Source organism: Bradyrhizobium sp. dw_78 (assembly GCF_018449525.1).
Classification (GTDB): domain Bacteria; phylum Pseudomonadota; class Alphaproteobacteria; order Rhizobiales; family Xanthobacteraceae; genus Bradyrhizobium.
Genome location: NZ_JAAVUS010000009.1, coordinates 153,978 through 172,195, shown reverse-complemented (window position 1 = coordinate 172,195; position 18,218 = coordinate 153,978). Strand labels below are relative to the sequence as shown.

Genomic DNA, 18,218 nt, shown 5'->3' with positions numbered 1-18,218 from the left:
GAAAACGTTTTACAATCGTACTTGCGGCTTGCGAATCCGACGCTGGCTCTATCAGGAGAAGTTCACGCGATGGCGCTTTTGAGCATGACCGGCTTCGCCCGAAGCCACGGCGCCAGCGGGCCCTATGCGTTCGAGTGGGAGTTGAAGTCGGTCAACGCCAAGGGCTTCGACTTGCGGATGCGTTTGCCGCCCGGATGGGACGACATCGAAGCTTCGGCGAAAAAGCGCGCCGGTGAACTGCTGTCGCGGGGCACGGTATACGCCAATCTGAGCGTCAAGCGCGCCAACGCCGCGTCCACCGTCCGCATCAATGAAGAGGTGTTGGCGTCGGTGCTGCGGGTCGCGGCCGACCTCGCCGGCAGGATTGACGCTGTCGCGCCGAGCATCGACGGGCTGTTGGGCATCAAGGGCGTCATCGAGATCGTCGAGCCCGAGAGCAGCGAAGCGGAAGATATGGCGGCGAAGGCGGCCGTGTCGGCTGCGTTCGAGCAGGCTCTCGCCGATCTCGTCGCAATGCGCCGGAGCGAGGGCATTGCGCTCGGTAAAATCCTCTTGCTGCGGCTGGATGAGATCGAACGGCTTGCCCGGAAAGCGGAGACCGCGCCGGGCCGCAAGCCTGACGCGATCAGGGCGCGGCTTGCCGAGCAGGTCGCAGCACTGCTTGAATCGTCCGACCGTTTCGACGCCGACAGGCTCAATCAGGAGGCGCTTCTGATTGCAACCAAGGCCGATATCCGCGAGGAGCTCGACCGCATCGCCTCGCATCTCGCGCAGGCCCGCGAGATGCTGGGCAAGGGCGGCCCGGTCGGCCGGCGGCTCGATTTCCTGGCGCAGGAGTTCAACCGCGAGGTCAACACCTGCTGCTCGAAATCGAACGATCTCGAACTGACCAACACCGGTCTTGAGATGAAGAATGTGGTCGAGCAATTCCGCGAACAGGTCCAGAATCTGGAGTGAGGCATGAGCTCCGGTGGCCACGGCTTTGATGGGGTTGAGCGGCGCGGGCTGATGTTCGTGCTGTCATCGCCGTCTGGCGCGGGAAAGACCACGCTGTCGCGCCTGCTGATCGAGCGCATGCCGGGACTGAGGATGTCGGTGTCGGCGACCACGCGACCGAAGCGGCCGGGCGAAGTCGATGGCCGAGACTATCTGTTCGTCGACAAGTCCCGGTTTGAGCAGATGGTCGGGCAGAACGAGTTGCTGGAATGGGCGACGGTGTTCGACAATCGTTACGGCACGCCGAGCGCGCCGGTCGAAGCGGCCCTGTCGGCGGGACAGGACGTTCTCTTCGACATCGACTGGCAGGGCACCCAGCAATTACGGGAAAAAGCGCGCGCCGATGTCGTATCCGTGTTCATCCTGCCGCCGTCCGCGGCCGACCTGGAAAAGCGCCTGCATACGCGCGCCCAGGATTCCGACGAGGTGATCCGGGGACGGATGAGCCGCGCCAGCCACGAAATGAGCCATTGGGCGGAATACGACTACATCGTCATCAACCACGATATCGATGAAGCCTTCGCCGAGGTGCAATCGATCCTGAAGGCCGAGCGGCTCCGGCGCGAACGCCGTACGGGATTGACGACGTTCGTGCGGAAGCTCCAGCAGCAACTGGAGAAATAGGTCAGGTCTGCGCGCTCCGGGCGAGCCGCGCGAGCATTTCTGAGATCCTGTCGTCGTTGACCCTGTCGTCGTCGGGATACTCTGGCGCGTGCAGTTCCCGGGGAATGCCGATGTTGGGCCTGCGGGCGGCCGCGGCCGGGTAGGGCAAGGGACCGTCGTTACGCGCGACGTCCCAGATCGCGCGGCGATCGGCGTGGGGTTGTCCAAGGGTCTGTCCAAGGCGGTTTCGCTCCCTGCTGCCCCGCCGTCTGCCGGCGAGCCTGAAGATCACGGCTCCGACGAGACTGGCGAGCGCCAACGTGGCGATCATCACGGTGAGCTGCATCTGGACCGAACCCGGTTGGCTTTCGGATGATGCATCCGCGACCGCGAGCGCAGCGGTGGCTGCGGGAGGCGGCGGCACCGCCACCGGAGCGGGCTGCGCGCTCGTATCCGGATGATCCGTGGCCGGGGGCGCGGAATCATCCGACGAACGGGCGACCGACGTACTCGGAGCCAATTGGTCGGGCCAGCGTGAAGCGACAGTCGTTTGCAGCAGGTTTGTACCCAAAGCGCTGGCGCGGGGGTCGTTATCGGCGGTGGCCGGACTGGCAGCGGCCGGCGACGATTGTCCGGTGGCAGGGCTTGGATCTGGCGCGATGGTGGGTGTTTGCGGCGACGGCAGTTCGGCGCGGGCGTTTGCGACCGAGCCCTGCATGGCCGTTTCCGGGGTCGGCGGTGCCGGCTCTGCCGGCGATGGCCGATTTGGTGCGATTGTCTGCGCGCGCGCATCGCCTTCCTCGCGGATATACCAGCAATGGCGGTTGGTGGCGTGATCGATACGATAGTACCAGTGACTTCCCGTGGGCGTCTCGTTCTTCGGTTCCGACAGGCAGCCATCGTCGGCGCGCGCGGTGTCGTCCAGTATGGCTGTGAAAGTGGCACCTGCGAGAACGCCTGCGAAAACGGTTGATACGAATTTCGCGGTTCGGTTTGGCATGTGCATCTCCGGTCTTACGCTACGCTTCACGACCTCAATCTTGTTAAAGACTTGGGTGGCAATGCGCCGCAATTCCGGACTGTGTGGGGCTTAATTCGGGCTTGCGCTCGGATGCAAATGTGGCGGGAATCTGGAAAGAGACAGGCTGGTGGCTGGCTTCGCGCATCGCCGGCGCGGCGAAGCCGGCGAGATATTCATTCCGATGGCGTTTTCGAACGAAAGCCTGCCCGGATTTTTGGTTAGCCCGGTGGATTTCGGTTCATGAAGAAAGCGCGTCGACAAAATTCGAGAGCGCGGCTCTGCTTCAATCTGTATCGACCAAGCCCAAGAGCATGATCGGTTCTGATTGAATCAGAACCGAAGCTCTCAATTCTTGTTTTGACACGTTTTCTTCATGCGAACCGGAAGCCATTTCGCTCGGAAACGCTAGTTCTTCAGCACGATGCGTCCGACGACTTGGCCGGCCCGCAAGGCGTCGATCCATTTCTGGACATCGGCCATCGGTTCTTCCTTCATCGGCGTAGGCTTGATCTTGCCCGAGCGCGCCAGCGCCATCAGTTCATGCGCTTCGGCCAGCGTGCCCACCATGAAGCCTTCGATGGTCATGCGCTTGTAGATCCATTGCACCATCGGCAGGCTGAAATTGCCGCCCATCAGCCCGGACACGACGATCTTGCCGCCGCGCGCCAATACCGAGACCGCAAACGCCATCGATTTCTCGTTGCCGGCGAAATCGACGATCTCGTCGAAGCCGCCTTCGGTCTCCTTGACGATCCGTTTGGCGATGTCGGGCTCGGAGGGATCATAGGCCACCGCTGCGCCGTTCCGCAGCGCGGTCTCGCGCGCCGCGGTGCTCAAATCCGCAACCGCGATCTTCTGCTTGAACATCGCCTGCGCGAAAGAAAGTCCCATCATGCCAACCCCGCCAAGGCCGATCAGCAGCAGATTGCGTTGCCGCGGCCGGTCGACGAGCCGCTTCAGGGCGCCATAGGCGGTGACGCCGGAGCACATCAACGTTGCGGCCTGGTCGACCGGCAGCGGATCGTAATCCAGCAGGTATTTTGCGTCGGGCACCAGGACGTGGCTGGCGAAGCCACCGTCGATCGAAACGCCGAGGAAGCGCTGCTTGACGCAGAGATTCTCATCGCCGTTGAGGCAATCGCGGCACTGGCCGCAGCCGATCCACGGGAAAACCGCCTTTTTGGCGCCGATCAGGTCCTTCGAGATATCGGGGCCGACCTCTTCGACGACGCCCGCGATTTCATGTCCGAGCGTGAAGGGCAGCGTCATGCCGCGCGTGGTATCGAGCTTCTTGCCGCCGCCGAGATCGGCGTAACCGTCCTGGATGTGCAGGTCGGAGTGGCACAGGCCGCAGCGTTCGATCCGCACCAGAACCTCGCGGCCTTGCGGCTTCGGCGTTTCGACGATGGTTTCGCACAGCGGCGCATCGAATTTCACCAACGACTGACGTCGCATCATCATCATGGGGTTTTCTCCTCAGGCGTTATTGAGTTTTTCGCTCCGTATATTGGACAATTCACGGGCCATGGCAACAAAGCCGCCGACCGGAATGGTTTCGGCGCGCTGCGTCAGGTCGATATGCGCCGCCGCTCCAAGCCGGGCCGGGTCCACGGGCAGCGATTTGAGGCTTTGCCGCAGCATCTTCCGCCGCTGTCCGAAGGCGGCCGCCGTCACCATCTCCAGCGTCTTGCGATCGCATGGTTCGGGTTGGCTGCGGGGGATCAGCCGCACCACTGACGAGGTGACCTGGGGCTGCGGCACGAAGGCCGCCGGAGAAATGTCGAACAGGATCTTGGTTTCGGCGCGCCAGTTCGCCAGCACTCCCAGCCGTCCATAGGCTTCGGTATTTTCGCGGGCCACGATGCGTTCGGCCACTTCGCGCTGAAACATCAGCACCATCGTCTCATACCAGGGCGGCCACGGCTCGATCGACAGCCAGTCGATCAGCAGCGCGGTTGCGATGTTGTAAGGCAGGTTGGCGACGATTTTCGCCTTGCTTTCGCCGAGCAGCGGCCGCGGGTCGAAATGCTGGGCGTCGGCGCAGATGATGTCGAGCCGCCCGGGATAACGCTCCGAAATCTCTTCGAGCGCTGCGACCGCGCGCTGGTCGCGTTCGATGGCAATGACCCGCCGCGCGCCCAGCGCCAGAAGTGCGCGCGTCAGCCCGCCGGGGCCCGGGCCGATCTCGATGACGGTGGCGTCTTCGAGCGGGCCTGCCGCGCGGGCGATCCGCGCCGTGAGGTTGAGGTCCAGCAGGAAATTCTGACCAAGCGATTTGCGCGCCGTCAGCGCATGCTTGCGGATGACCTCGCGAAGCGGCGGAAGGTCATCGATGGCGCTCATGCCGGCTGCGCTGCCGCCATGCGCGCGGCAAGCCGCAACGCGGCGATCAGGCTCGACGGATTGGCTTTGCCGGTGCCGGTGCCGGCGATGTCGAAGGCGGTGCCGTGATCGGGCGAGGTGCGGACGAACGGCAATCCCAGCGTGACGTTGACGGCATCGTCGAACGCCAGCGTCTTGATCGGGATCAGCGCCTGATCGTGATACATGCAGATCGCGCAATCATAGGTTTGCCGCGCGGCGTCGTGGAACATGGTATCGGCCGGCAGCGGCCCTCTGACGTCGATGCCCTCGGCGCGCAGGATGTCGGCGGCGGGCGATATGATCGTCTGTTCTTCGGTGCCGAGCGAGCCATCCTCGCCGGCATGGGGATTGAGCCCGGACAAGGCCAGGCGCGGATTGGCGAGGCCGAAGCGTGTCTTCATGGCCGCCGCCACGATCCGGACCGTCGAGACAATCAAGTCGCCTGAAAGCTGCGCGATCGCATCGCGCAGCGCCAGATGAATCGTTACCGGCACGACGGCGAGGGCGGGCGACCACAACATCATGACGGGCTGCGGCGCGGGTCCATCGGTGGCGGCCAGTTCGGCGAGGAATTCGGTATGGCCGGGATGGCGAAATCCGGCGCGATAAAGCACGCTTTTGGCGATCGGGTTGGTCACGACCGCGCTGGCCCGTCCCGCGACGACGTCGCCCACCGCCTGACGAATGGAGGCGATCGCCGCCGCTGCGCTGTTGCCGTCTGGTTGCCCGGGCCGCGCCGTCGCCGCAGAACCGGTCGCCACGACAGGCAGCGCGTCGGCGAATGTGGCGAGGGCGTCCTCGGCGCCAACCTCGGCAAGGCTGACATCCAGCCCGAGCGTCTTTGCCCGGTCACGAAGCAAGCTGGCATCGCCAAGCAGGTAGAAGGGCGGCAGCTTCAGTTCATTTCGGCGCAGCCACGCCTTGATGGTGATGTCGGGGCCGATGCCCGCGGGTTCGCCAAGCGTCAGCGCGAGGGGTTTTGCCATGCATCAACGATATTCGATCATCGCGGCCTTGCGAACCTGCGCCAGATACGCCTTCGACTTGGCTTCGAATTTATCGGCGAACATCTTGTCCCGGATCTGCTTCTTCTGCGGAGTGTCGACCGTGGTCGGGTTCCTGCCGCACAGCGCCACCATCTCCACGCCCTGTTTTGTCACCTCGGGCGCGGTCAAATGGCCGATCGGGGTTTTGTCGAGCCCCTCGCGTATGGATGGCGGCATATCGGCGGATGTTTTCGTCACGATGTCGCGGATCGCGGCGTTTTGCATGGATTTGAAAAGCGCGTTGGCCTCTTCGCAGGACTGCACGTGGCTGCGCAGCGTTTCGGCTTCCTTGACTCTGGCTTCCACGACGTTTTGCGGCGATCCACGCGGAACGATCAAGACGATCGGTTGCATCTTGTATTCGAAGCTTCCGCCTTCCGCCTTCTCGTCCGGAGTGTCGCCCTGGGCCCGCGCCGCGGCGGCGACTTCCTTCTCGCCGACCTGCAGGCTTTCCTTGTAGCGCCCGCGCACCAGGCTGCTCCACACCATGTCGGCCTTGATGCGTTCCTTCAGCGTCTCGGGACGAACGCCCTGGCTTTCAAGGGTTTTGGCGAGCTGGTCGGGTGTCAGGCGCATCCGCGAACTCATGTCGGCGAACGCAGAGTCGATATCGGCTGAGCTGGGGTCGACGCTGAACTGCTTCGCTTCCTTGATCTTCACCTTCTGGTCGATCAGTTCATCGATCACTTCCTGTCGGGTCGGCTGTTTATGCGTCGACAGGAAGTCCAGCTTGGTGCGCTGTTCGATATCGTAATTGGTGATGGGCTCGCCATTGACCATGACGGCGACGCTTTGGGCATATGACGGCGTTCCGCAAGCCATCAAGACCAGGGCCGCAACACAACCCGGGATGAGACGTGAAACGCGCTGAAGCAGGGTGGTGATTGTAATCATCGTCGCTATGTCAACCGATTGGTATGTCTGCCGGTTCGAATGGATTCGGGTGGCACCGGCAATCCGGCCGCCGGTCACGTGCCGAAGCCGGTTCTACTGAAGACCCCCGCCGCCTGCCGTCGTGGAAGTTTGCGCGATGGTCCGCAGACCGAGTTGCAGCATGAACGCGTGGCTGAGCGTGGGCGGCGTGTTGCCGGCGACGTAGGTATAGGACGTGATGTAGTTGGCTCCCAGCACAAAGCAGTCGTCCACATAGCCAGCACCAATCACATATTGGTTGATCTGGTTTGCCACAAGATCCCAGCGGGCAGCCCCGGTGACCACCCAGTTGTTGGCCACCTTGACCGAACCGCTGGCGAGGACGCCTTCGCGGCGCGTCAGATATCCGATATCCGGCTCGGCCGCATAGTCGCCATAGAGCAGACTGACCGACCAGCGGTCGAAATTGGCTCTGCCTTCGGCCTCGAAGCGGTTGACGTTGCCGGTGGCTTCGTCGAACCGCGCGCGCGTGGTGAAGGTGTAGGTCCTGTTGGGCGAATAGGCGAGGCTTGCGACATAATCCGAAGCCGACTTGTCCAGGCCGGAGTCGATCCCGGTATTGGTCGCATCCGCCACCGCGAAGGAGTTCAGGCCGAACAGCTGGTAGGACTGCCCGAACACCGCGACGACGGAGCCGCCCTGATTGAATTGCGTGGTGACCTGCGCGCCGACATTGGCGCGGCCGCCGCCTTCTACGCGGTCATAGCCGGAGAATTTGTCGACGCTGAACAGGTTGCTGGTGTCGAAGACCATGCTCTGCGCGTCTTCGTTCGGCAGCTTGCCGGCGTCGGGTTCATTGGGACGAATGATAACCTGCGCGATCGGTTCGATCGTGGTGGAGCCCCACGGCTGCACGTTGATGAAGGGATAGCGGTATTCGAGGCCGACCGTCGGCATCATCCGCAGCGTCTGCGACTCGCCGGTCGGGAGGAAGTTCGAAACGCCCGGCTGGTTCACGACCGATGTATCGATCGCGTCGGCGCGCAGGCTCGCGAACGGCGTCCAGATTTGGCCCCATGAGTCGGTGAACGACTTGCGCCAATCCACTTCGGCTGTCGCTCGCGTATAGGTGCCGGGCATGCCCCGCAGCAGGCAGTTGGCGCGGTTGATACTGTTGGCCGGGTCGGCCGATGTCGGCTGGCAGAGGCCATTGGCGAAGGCCGCCGCACTGGTCGGGTCGAATGCCGTGGTGTCGCGCGTCAGGCTGGTGAAGTTGGTCTTGTAGCTGAGCTCGCCGCCGAAGACCGAGTGGTTGATGACGTTCGAATAGTCGATGACCGGTGCGATGACCGGCACCTGGCCCTGGTTACCCGAAAAACTCAGATAATAGATCGTGCGCGCATCGAAGTAGCTGCGATTGCCGACGCCGGTCAGATAAAGCTGGGAAACAGCTTCGGTCGGCAGGTTCAGGAACGACCCCATCGGATCCCTGTATTGGGACAGCCGGTAGTCGGACATGAAGTAGTAGTCGGAGAGCAGGACCCCGTCCCATCCCCAGACCCATTTGTCGTTCAGCGCGAACTGGCCCTTGGTTTCAACGCCGCCGCGGAATTGTTTGTCGCCAGGCTGGCCGGCAAAGGCTGATGGGTCGGTCTGGTCGATGCCATAGGCGCGGATCTGATAGGATCCGTTCATCAGCCGTTGACGGAATTCAGCCTGCAACAGCACGCCCTGCTTGGAGGTGAAGCGCGGGCTGAAGGTCGCGTCGTAGTCCGGAGCGATCGCCCAGTAGAAGGGAACTTCAACGCCATAGCCGAAAGCGGAGTAGGACGAGAAGGCCGGCATCAGGAAACCGGTTTTGCGCTTCACGGTCGGATCAGGCGTCGACAAATACGGCAGATAGGCCAACGGAACGCCGAAGAACTCCACCTGGGCGTTCTCGAAATAGAGCATCTTCTCTTTTTGATCGTGAATGATGCGCGCGCCCTTGACCTGCCATAGCGGCGGCTTCTTCGGATCGTCCTTGCAGGGCTCGCAAGCCGTGTAGACGCCGTTCTCGAACACGGTGTAGTTGCCGCTTGAGCGGTCGGCGCGGGTCGCGGCCATCCGCGTGTGGTCCGCCGTGTCGGCGCGCAACGAATCGACGAAACCGTCGCGGTAGTCGTCGCTCAGATCCATGATGTTGGCGTAGGTGATTTTGCCTTCCGCATCGGTCATGCGGATATTGCCTTCGGCATGAAGCCGCTTGGTCTTCTGGTCGTAGATGACCTTGTCGGCCTCGACGCTGGTGCCGTTGTAAAACAGCTGCACATTGCCGACCGCCGAAACCCGCGAGTTGTTGTAGTCGTAGTCCACCTCAGTCGCCTGGACCAGCATCTGCCCATCGCTGGGAGGGCGCGGCGGCGTCGGCCGGGGAGGCACCGGATTATAGGTGAAGCTCTGCGCCGCGGCAGGCGTGCTGACGGTCATCCCGAGCCCGCCGCCCAAAATGAGTCCGGCCAGGAGCGCGAAAACGGATCCACGGATGCAGGTCAAGCGACCGCGATAACGGCGCACGATCGTGCGCCGCCCGATCGCAGGCGACCTTCTCTGGCGGGCGGCGACAACGGCCACTACCCGTCCTCCTGGTACAGCAAGGCCAAAAAACCGGTGAGGCCGCCCACAGCAACGGGCAGCCACGCCGCAGCGATCGGATGCATCAACTCGGCCTTGCTTAAGTCTTCAGTTACCTTCGACAGAACGTAGAGCAGAAAGCCCGCGCCCACGCCACTCAAAACCATCTTTTGCACGCCGCCGAAACGGAAGAAGCGCAAGCTCACGGAAGCCGCCAACATCACCATTGCAGCCAGCAAAAACGGCTGTGCGATGAGCTTGTGGTACTGCAAGCGATAGCCTGCGGTCGCAAATCCGGAGCTTTCGGACGACCGGATATAGGACGGAAGTTGCCAAAAAGACACAGTCTCCGGTGTGGAAAAACTGTTGCGAACCTGGGAGGGCGTCAGGCTGGTTGGGAGGGTGTAGCTGTCCTGGTCGATCGGAGGGGCGTCGAGGGAATATCGACGCACCGATTTGAACAGCCAGTGGCCTTCCTCGAGCGTCGCTTCCCGCGCCTCGATTCGCTCCTTGAACTGGTTGGCGGTGTCGAACGTGAATACCGTCAGTCCGGTCAACCGCACGCCCTGCTGCTCGCTGCGGGCGGCGTTGATGATGGCCTGGCCATCGCTGTTGACCTGGTTGATCCAGAAGCCGGAGGCATCCTGGATGCCGCCTCCAGGCGCGGAGCCGAACAGCTCCGCCTCCATCCGTTTGGACATCTCGGTCAAATTGGCGGACATCGGGTTGTAGGCCGTGGTCGCCAGGATTCCGAGCGCGATCGAGCTTGCCAGTGCCGGCGCGATAAATTGCCAGGCGGAAACACCGGCAGCACGCGCCACCACGAGCTCCATCCGCCGCGACAGCGCGAGGTAGCAGGTCATCGCCCCGATCAGGATGCAGAACGGAGTGAGCTTCTCAAGCAATTGCGGCACGCGAAACAGCGACGTCTCGGCCACAGTGATCGCGGATACCGAGGCCAGTCCCGACGTTCTCCGGGCCATCTCGATATAATCCACCAGCACCAGCAGCACGAAAATGCCGGCGAACACGCCGAACGCCGCGATCACGAAGCGGCCGGCGAAATAGCGCCCGAGCGTGTTGGTGATCGCGCTCATGCCGCAACCGGCCGTCTAAAGAGCTGAAGCAGGCGTGCATTGGATCTGTTGATGGCCTCGATCAGCCCGGCCGGCGGTTCGATCACCGCGCCCGTGAAGATGATCCATATGCCGGCGCCGATTCCCAGCACCAGCACCAGATATTGGACCACCACGGCAAGCGGCGACTTGACGGCCATGACGGAGCAGGCGAATCCAACCGCCCGCAGCGTAAATACGACGAGGATCGACGCCCCGATCGAGAAGTTGCGGCTCTGACGCGTGGTCCGTGGCGTGCCGAGAAAGGCAAAGGTAAGGGCCGCAAACGCAAAGGGATAGAGCGGCGCCATGAAGCGGTCATGCAGCGCGGCGCGAAACTGTCCCGGCACCTGCATGTAAATTGGATCGTCCGGCTTGGGGTCGAACAACTCCCAGAGATAGCGTTCGTTGACGCCGAGCGAGATGTCGTGGCCCTGATTCGAGAATTTCGACATGTCGAAAGCATAGCGGCCGAAGGCGACCAGCGCCGGATCGCGCTTGTCGGCCTCGAAGCGTTCGAGATTGCCGTCCTCGAGAATCAGGAACGAACCATCCGCGTTTTTCAGGACGGTGCCGTGGTCGGCGACGATCGTGACCCGCTCCTTGGGATCGCGGCGGTCGTCCACGAAAATGCCGGCCAGCAACCCGCCCGGTTTTCGTTCCCGGATACGGATGGTCAGATTCTGGTCGAGCTGCGCGAACCGGCCGGGCTGCAGGATGTTGGTGAGGACGTCCGCGGTGATATCGGCGTCCCATTGCTTGATTCGGCGCATGCCGTCCGGGGCGAGATAGACGGCGATGAAGGCCACCAGCAGCGCCACCACGCAAGTGGCGTAGATGAACGGGCGGAACAACCGGATCGGCGAGAATCCCGCCGCATTCATCACGATGATTTCGGAATCGGTGGCGAGCTTGTTAAGCGTATGGGAAATCGAGATCATCAGCGCGATCGGGGCGATGATCAGGACCAACGCCGGAATCACGAGGCTGGTGATGCCGAGAAAGGTGAGGATGGTCTGACCCTGGCTGGTCATCAGATCGATGCCGCGGAGCGCCTGGGTAATCCAGATCACCCCGGTCAGGCTGACCAAGACCACCGCAAACGACGCCAGCGTCGTGCGGAATATATACTTGTCGATTGACCCCATCGTTACCGCACGATCCCACCTTCAAGCTGGAAGCACGGTTGGCGACCCATCCTGGAGCCAGGATCCCCTTGGGTCGCCGACTCCCCTCCAGCCGGCCCACTCTTCTCATTACCATCTCGTTGATCCGTCAACAAAATGGCTGAGCCGTGGCACCCTTAGGATATGGTTAATAATTCATGTTTGTGGCCTTGCGGCCACGGCGGCGCTTGGCACTGTGGCGACTCGCAGGCCATAGTGCGCCGGAACATGCTCTTGACGGATGTGCCTTACAGCCAAAGAGAGCATCGATCGGGCTCCGGCCCCCTGCTACAGCTCTGATTTTTGGAGGATTTTCTCATGTCCGACGCCGTCAAGGTCGGCTTCGCCCCGTTTTCCGCCGCCGCGCGTGGCATTCTCGTCGTGTTCTGCGACGACACGCTGAAATTCGGCGATGCTGCGCGAAAGGCGCTGGGGCCGGCTGCAAGCCTTGTCGGGCGCGCTGCGGCCACCAACCAGTTCAAGGGGAAGAGCGGCGCGGTGCTCGACATCCTGGCGCCGCAGGGCCTCAAGTCGCCGCGCCTGATCGTGGTCGGAACCGGCAAGCTATCGGCGGTCAAGGACAATGATTTTCTCAAGCTGGGCGGCGTGGTCGCCGGCAAATTGCGTGCTGCCAGCGATCCGGTAACGATCGTTGCGGATTTGCCCAACGGGGCGATGAAGCCGGAGCAGGCCGCCGCGATCGCCGCTGGCGTGCGGCTGCGCGCCTATAAATTCGACCGCTACAAGACCAGAAAGAAGGATGGTGAGGATACCGCGCTGCGCGCCGACATTTCGGTGGCCGTCGCCGACGTCGCGGCGACGCGCAAGGCCTTCTCTCCCGATTCGCATATCGTCGACGGCGTGATCCTCGCGCGCGAACTCGTCAACGAGCCGCCGAATGTGCTCTATCCCGTCGAATTCGCGCGGCGCGCGGCGCAACTGCGCAAAATCGGCGTCGATGTCGAAGTGCTTGACGTCAAGGCGATGGCGAAACTTGGAATGGGCGCGCTGCTCGGTGTCGCCCAGGGTTCGACCCAGCCGGGCCGGACCGTGATCATGCGCTGGAACGGCGGCAAGCGCGGCGAGCCGCCGGTGGCGTTTGTCGGCAAGGGCGTCTGCTTCGATACCGGCGGCATATCGATCAAGTCCGCAGGAGGCATGGAGGACATGAAGGGCGATATGGGCGGCGCGGCCTGCGTGGTCGGGCTGATGCACGCGCTCGCCGCGCGCAAGGCCAAGGTCAACGCGGTCGGCGCCATCGGCCTGGTCGAGAACATGCCCGACGGCAACGCGCAGCGCCCCGGCGATATCGTGACCTCGATGTCCGGTCAGACCATCGAGATCATCAATACCGACGCCGAGGGCCGGTTGGTGCTGGCCGACGTGCTCTGGTACGTCGCCAGGAAGTTCAAGCCGAAATTCATGGTTGATCTCGCGACCCTGACCGGGGCGATCCTGGTCGCGCTTGGTACCGAATACGCCGGATTGTTCTCCAACAACGACGAATTGGCCGAACGGCTGATCAAGGTCGGAACGGAGACCGGGGAGCGGGTCTGGCGCCTGCCGCTCGGTCCAGAATATGACAAGATGATCGACTCGCAATTCGCCGATGTGAAGAACACGGGCGGCAGCCGCAATGGCGGTTCGATCACGGCCGCGCAGTTCCTGCAGCGTTTCGTCGACGACACGCCCTGGGCGCATCTCGACATTGCGGGAACCGCGATGGGGGCGCCGAAGACCGACATCAACCAGAGCTGGGGTTCGGGCTATGGCGTTCGCCTGCTCGAGCGGCTGGTCGCGGAATATTACGAAGCCAAAAAATGACGGAAGTTCTATTCTATCACCTGCAAGACATGACGCTGGAAAATGTCTTGCCGCCGCTTCTTGAGAAATCGCTTGAGCGCGGCTGGCGGGTGGTGGTGCAGTCGACATCGGAGGAGCGCGCCGACGCGCTCGACGCTCATTTATGGACCTATCGCGACGATTCATTTCTGCCGCACGCCACTTGGCGTGCCGGCGATGCATCGGATCAGCCAGTCCTGTTGGTCGCGGAGGAGGGTAACCCGAATCGTGCCAATGTCAGGTTCTTGGTCGACAATGCCGCTTTGCCGGCCGATTCCGGAAACTATGAACGGCTGGTCCTGATCTTCAACGGTGACGACAGCGACGCCTTGGGGGCGGCACGCAGCGCCTGGACCGATTGCAAGGCGCGCGGTTTCGAGGTCACCTATTGGCAGGCGGACGAGCGCGGCCGGTGGCAGCGGCGGCAATAGCGATTTGTACCAATTAATGATAATCTGCGATTTTGGTGGGGGTAGTGTCCCTGTAGCCACGGTCGTGCCGCAAAGTGATGGTGGGACAGCCGCTTAGGACGCGGGCTAGGAAGCTGATTTATCGTGCGAAACGGGAATTCTCATCGAAGGCGATGGCTGGCCTTGCTGCTGTTCGCTCCTCTTCTGTCGGGGTGCGGAGGAGGCGCGAGCATGGGCGACATGTTCTCGTCCGATCTTCTGTCGAAGGATGCGGATTGGTTCAAGAAAACCGGCCGGCTGACCATCGAGGCGGTTTCGATTGAAACGCCGCCGCTCACCCCGAACAAGCCGGTGACGGCCGACGATTTGGTCAGCGGCGAGGGGCTTTGCTCGGGCATGACTCCACCAGCCGCGTCGACCGGCGCTAACGCCATGACCGAAGGCGCCGCCGGCGCGCCGCCGGCGCCAACCGGCTCCGTGGCGCTCGGCCATACCGAATGCGATGTTGTTCGCGGCATCGGCGCCCCCAGCAACGTCAATGTTTCCAGGAACGAGCATGGCGATCGCCTGGCCGTCATCACCTATAATCAGGGACCGCGCGCCGGAATCTACACGTTTAACGCGGGACGGCTGACGTCGGTCGAACGCGGCGAGGAGCCGCCGCCGGAGCCGAAAGCCGCGAAGTCGAAAGCGAAGAAGAAGCCGGCTGCGACCTGATCTTCGCGCCGTTGGCGCTATCGCGGTTCTGATTCAATCAGAACCGATCACGATCTAGCCTGCTGCTTCGTCATACGCCGAACTGGCTTTCAGCCATTCTTCCTCGGCCCGCTGCAATGCGTTCGCGGCGCCGGCGCGCGCTTTGCTGAGCTGGGCGGCCTGTTTCGGATCGCGCGTGAACAGGTCCGGCAGCGCCAGCGCCGTATCGACCTTGGCGATGATCTCGCTGATGCGAGCGATCTCGGCCTCGGCCTGGGCAATCCGTTGTTTCAGCGGCGAGCGTTTCTCGGCCTTGCCGCGTGGAGGCTTGTCGCCGCCATTGTCGCGTTCGCCGCCGGCGCGCTCGCGCGGATTCGTTCGCATGCCGCGCGCCGACAATATCGCCCGCCGGTAGTCGTCAAGGTCGCCGTCATAGGCCGTGACGGCATGGTCGGCGACGACCCACAATTGATCGGCGCAGGCTTCGATCAGATAGCGGTCGTGGGAAACCATGATGACCGCGCCGGGAAACGCGTTGATCGCCTCGGCGAGCGCGGCGCGGCTGTCGATGTCCAGATGGTTGGTGGGCTCGTCGAGAATGATCATGTTGGGGCCGAAGAACGTCGCCAATCCCAGCAGCAGCCGCGCCTTTTCGCCGCCCGACAGGCTCTTGACGATCGTGTCGGCGGCTTTTCCCGAAAAGCCGATCGCGCCGGCGCGTGCCCGAACCTTGCTTTCGGGCGCATCGGGCATCAGGCGGCGGAGGTGATCATAGGTCGAGCCTTCGAGATCGAGTTCGTCGACCTGATGCTGCGCGAAATAGCCGATCGACAGTTTTTCCGCGCGCGTGACGTGGCCGGAGAACGGGGCGAGTTTGCCGGCGAGCAGTTTCACCAGCGTCGACTTGCCGTTACCGTTGGAGCCGAGCAACGCGATGCGGTCGTCGGTATCGATGCGCAGGGTGACGCGGTTGAGCACGGGCTTTTTTGGGTCATAGCCGATCGAGACGTTGTCGACGGCGATGATCGGCGGCGAGAGCATTTTCTCCGGCACCGGAAAGCTGATTTCACGCACATCCTGCGTCACCAGCGCGGTGACGGGCTTCATTTTCTCCAGCATCTTGACGCGGGATTGGGCCTGCCGCGCCTTCGAGGCCTTGGCCTTGAAGCGATTGACGAAGTCCTGCAGCCGCTTGCGCTCGTCGGCCTGGCGCCTGGCATGCTTGGCGTCCAGCATTTCGCGGGTGGCGCGCTGCTCCTCGAACGACGAGTAGGTGCCCTTGTAGAGCGTGAGCTTGCCGTGATCGAGGTGCAGGATCTGATCGACCGAGGTATCGAGCAGGTCGCGGTCATGGCTGATGACGATCACCGTGCGCGGGTAATTCGCAAGGTGATCTTCCAGCCACAGCGTTCCTTCGAGGTCGAGATAGTTGGTCGGTTCGTCGAGCAGCAGCAGGTCGGGAGCCGCAAACAGGGTCGCGGCGAGCGCGACGCGCATGCGCCAGCCGCCGGAGAACTCGGAACAGGATCGCGCCTGATCGGCGGTGGAAAATCCGAGGCCGGAGAGGATCGCGGCGGCGCGGGCTGGGGCGGAATGGGCGTCGATATCGACGAGCCGGGTCTGAATGTCGGCGATCCGCGCCGGATCCTGCGCCGTTTCGGCCTCGCTCAGCAGGGCTGCGCGCTCAAGATCCGCCTTCAGCACCACCTCGATCAGGCTTTCCGGGCCGTCGGGGGCTTCCTGGGCAAGGCTGCCGACGCGCCAGCGCGGAGGGATGGCGATACTGCCGGTTTCGATCGGCAATTCGCCGCGGATCGCGCGAAACAGGGTCGATTTGCCGACGCCGTTGCGGCCGACGAATCCGACCCGCGCGCCGGGGATGATCTGGGCGGAACTCTGATCGATCAACAGGCGTCCGGCGACGCGGATCGAGATATCGGTGATGGAAAGCATGCGGCGTTGTCACCGGAGCCGCGGCCAAAGGCAAGCCGGTTCTGCGGAACACAATCTTTGGGTGATCCGGGTCGAAAATGCAGCCGGCTAGTCCCTGGGGCTGTTCTGGCCGTCCCGCCGGCGCATCTCGTCCATCAAGGACTGCAAGCGGGACGAGAGCGCGGACGTATCGGGGCTGAGGTTCTGCCGGAGACGTTCGCCAATGGCGTCGCAGATCGATCGGCTGGTGGCGTGATCGATGTCCTCAAAACGGTTGACCGTCCGGCTGTTCATGGCGAGCTCCGCGCCGCTTGGTTGTGCAAGATCATGCAGCACCAAGTCACAGCGACGGAGATTGTTTCGAAGCGTCCGGCCGATTGCGCGGTTTCTAGTAAAGATTGAATTAAGATTGAGCGACCGGGCCCGAGACCGGAAAGCCCCGGTGCTTGGCCGGGGCTTTCCTTCGATCCGAATCCGCTGGACGTGGCGGTGTCAGTAGCAGCGATTGACCAGGCGCCAGCGCGGTCCCCAGGGCGTTGGAACCAGCCGCCGGGTATAACAACCGCCACCGTAGCCATAGGCCGGTCCGCCGACATAGACGCGCGGGGCGGCGCGCCATCCCCAGCCGCCGCCATGCCAGCCACCGTGCCAACCGCCATGCCACCCCGGGGCACCCCAGGCCGACGCGGAAGTCGGCGCCAACGCAGCCACGCCCAGCGAAGCCGCAGCGAATGCAACAAGCGAGAGTTTGCGTAACATGGTCGTCTCCTTGAGGGTTCGGCGCGCATTGGCGCGTCGGTGAATGCACGGGACCCGGTTACTTCCGAAGCGCGGCAGGCACCGGGTCGATTTCAGCCTATCCGGGCAAACATGAACCGGACCGGCATGGTCCTGTCAGACAAGGTTCACCTCGATGAAATTGTTGTAATTCTGGGGGCGGCGGGGTCAGCCGCCGGTCCGGCTTGCGGCGATTCTTCGGCTTTTTGCCGGATCGCTTGCCGTTCTCGGGGCGCGTCGATATAAGCGCGCCAAATCTCCCACCACTGTTCCAAGGACGAAATCATGGCGATTGAACGCACCTTCTCGATCATCAAGCCCGACGCGACCGAGCGCAATTTGACCGGCGCGGTCAACGCGCTGATCGAAAAGGCCGGACTTCGGATCGTCGCGCAGAAGCGCATCCGCATGACCCGCGAACAGGCCGAGACCTTCTACGCCGTCCACAAGGCGCGGCCGTTCTTCGGCGAACTGGTGGAGTTCATGATTTCCGGACCGGTGGTCGTGCAGGTTCTCCAAGGCGAGGGCGCCGTGCTGAAGTACCGCGACGTGATGGGCGCGACCGATCCCGCCAAGGCGGCCGAAGGCACGATCCGCAAGCTGCACGCCAAGTCGATCGGCGAGAATTCGGTGCATGGTTCGGACGCGCCCGAGACGGCCGCGGTCGAGATCGCCCAGTTCTTCGCGGGCAACGAGATCGTCGGTTGATTGACCGGGACGTTGGCGGCCATTTTGGAGAGCGTTTTCGAGCGAAGTGGATACCG

At 63.0% G+C, this 18,218-nt stretch carries 17 protein-coding genes; 6 read left to right on the top strand and 11 right to left on the bottom strand.

Going from position 1 to position 18,218, the window contains the following annotated elements; translation table 11 throughout:
- Nucleotides 1-69: 69 nt before the first annotated feature.
- Nucleotides 70-957 carry a YicC/YloC family endoribonuclease gene (locus tag HB630_RS22410; RefSeq protein ID WP_213774717.1) on the top strand — a complete coding sequence of 296 codons (888 nt, stop codon included), beginning with the start codon at nt 70-72 and terminating at the stop codon, nt 955-957.
- Nucleotides 958-960: 3 nt separating this feature from the next.
- Nucleotides 961-1,620: a guanylate kinase gene (gene gmk / locus HB630_RS22405; protein ID WP_213774715.1), complete on the top strand. Its 660-nt coding sequence runs from the start codon at nt 961-963 to the stop codon at nt 1,618-1,620.
- Nucleotide 1,621: 1 nt separating this feature from the next.
- Here the strand turns inward: gmk and HB630_RS22400 are convergent, their stop codons facing one another.
- The 8 genes from HB630_RS22400 to lptF form a co-directional block, all read right to left on the bottom strand.
- On the bottom strand, nt 1,622-2,599 hold the full coding sequence (locus HB630_RS22400; protein WP_213774712.1) for a hypothetical protein: 978 nt from the start codon (nt 2,597-2,599) through the stop codon (nt 1,622-1,624).
- Between the two features lie 426 nt (nt 2,600-3,025).
- Nucleotides 3,026-4,084, bottom strand: coding sequence for an alcohol dehydrogenase (locus tag HB630_RS22395; protein ID WP_213774711.1), 1,059 nt, complete (start codon nt 4,082-4,084; stop codon nt 3,026-3,028).
- Nucleotides 4,085-4,096: 12 nt separating this feature from the next.
- Nucleotides 4,097-4,963 carry a 16S rRNA (adenine(1518)-N(6)/adenine(1519)-N(6))-dimethyltransferase RsmA gene (gene rsmA / locus HB630_RS22390; protein ID WP_213774709.1) on the bottom strand — a complete coding sequence of 289 codons (867 nt, stop codon included), beginning with the start codon at nt 4,961-4,963 and terminating at the stop codon, nt 4,097-4,099.
- Nucleotides 4,960-5,970 carry a 4-hydroxythreonine-4-phosphate dehydrogenase PdxA gene (gene pdxA / locus HB630_RS22385; protein WP_213774707.1) on the bottom strand — a complete coding sequence of 337 codons (1,011 nt, stop codon included), beginning with the start codon at nt 5,968-5,970 and terminating at the stop codon, nt 4,960-4,962. Before pdxA ends, rsmA begins: the two co-directional genes overlap by 4 nt.
- Nucleotides 5,971-5,973: 3 nt before the next feature.
- A complete protein-coding gene (locus HB630_RS22380; protein WP_249781002.1) occupies nt 5,974-6,852 on the bottom strand; it encodes a peptidylprolyl isomerase in 879 nt (292 codons plus the stop codon).
- Between the two features lie 165 nt (nt 6,853-7,017).
- Nucleotides 7,018-9,372, bottom strand: a complete 2,355-nt coding sequence (locus HB630_RS22375) for an LPS-assembly protein LptD (RefSeq protein WP_213774704.1) — start codon at nt 9,370-9,372, stop codon at nt 7,018-7,020.
- 143 nt (nt 9,373-9,515) lie between these two features.
- Nucleotides 9,516-10,613: an LPS export ABC transporter permease LptG gene (gene lptG, locus HB630_RS22370; protein WP_213774702.1), complete on the bottom strand. Its 1,098-nt coding sequence runs from the start codon at nt 10,611-10,613 to the stop codon at nt 9,516-9,518.
- Nucleotides 10,610-11,779: an LPS export ABC transporter permease LptF gene (gene lptF, locus HB630_RS22365; protein WP_213774700.1), complete on the bottom strand. Its 1,170-nt coding sequence runs from the start codon at nt 11,777-11,779 to the stop codon at nt 10,610-10,612. The genes lptG and lptF overlap by 4 nt, the downstream gene beginning before the upstream one ends.
- 336 nt (nt 11,780-12,115) lie before the next feature.
- Between lptF and HB630_RS22360 the strand changes: the two genes are divergently transcribed.
- From HB630_RS22360 to HB630_RS22350, 3 genes are all read left to right on the top strand, one after another.
- Entirely contained in the window at nt 12,116-13,621 is a 1,506-nt protein-coding gene (locus tag HB630_RS22360) for a leucyl aminopeptidase (protein WP_213774698.1), read from the top strand.
- Nucleotides 13,618-14,070 carry a DNA polymerase III subunit chi gene (locus HB630_RS22355; RefSeq protein ID WP_213774696.1) on the top strand — a complete coding sequence of 151 codons (453 nt, stop codon included), beginning with the start codon at nt 13,618-13,620 and terminating at the stop codon, nt 14,068-14,070. Before HB630_RS22360 ends, HB630_RS22355 begins: the two co-directional genes overlap by 4 nt.
- A 210-nt stretch (nt 14,071-14,280) precedes the next feature.
- Nucleotides 14,281-14,766, top strand: a complete 486-nt coding sequence (locus HB630_RS22350; RefSeq protein WP_249780981.1) for a hypothetical protein — start codon at nt 14,281-14,283, stop codon at nt 14,764-14,766.
- Nucleotides 14,767-14,820: 54 nt separating this feature from the next.
- Here the strand turns inward: HB630_RS22350 and HB630_RS22345 are convergent, their stop codons facing one another.
- The 3 genes from HB630_RS22345 to HB630_RS22335 all read right to left on the bottom strand — a co-directional run bounded on the left by HB630_RS22345 (nt 14,821) and on the right by HB630_RS22335 (nt 17,436).
- Entirely contained in the window at nt 14,821-16,698 is a 1,878-nt protein-coding gene (locus HB630_RS22345; protein ID WP_213774694.1) for an ABC-F family ATP-binding cassette domain-containing protein, read from the bottom strand.
- An 87-nt stretch (nt 16,699-16,785) separates the two neighbouring features.
- A complete protein-coding gene (locus tag HB630_RS22340) occupies nt 16,786-16,971 on the bottom strand; it encodes a hypothetical protein (RefSeq protein ID WP_213774693.1) in 186 nt (61 codons plus the stop codon).
- Between the two features lie 198 nt (nt 16,972-17,169).
- Nucleotides 17,170-17,436 (bottom strand): sulfur globule protein precursor, encoded by a 267-nt coding sequence (locus tag HB630_RS22335; RefSeq protein ID WP_213774690.1) that lies wholly within the window; start codon nt 17,434-17,436, stop codon nt 17,170-17,172.
- A 303-nt stretch (nt 17,437-17,739) separates the two neighbouring features.
- Here HB630_RS22335 and ndk point away from each other — a divergent pair, with 303 nt between their 5' ends.
- On the top strand, nt 17,740-18,162 hold the full coding sequence (gene ndk, locus HB630_RS22330) for a nucleoside-diphosphate kinase (protein ID WP_213774688.1): 423 nt from the start codon (nt 17,740-17,742) through the stop codon (nt 18,160-18,162).
- Nucleotides 18,163-18,218 lie beyond the last annotated feature (56 nt).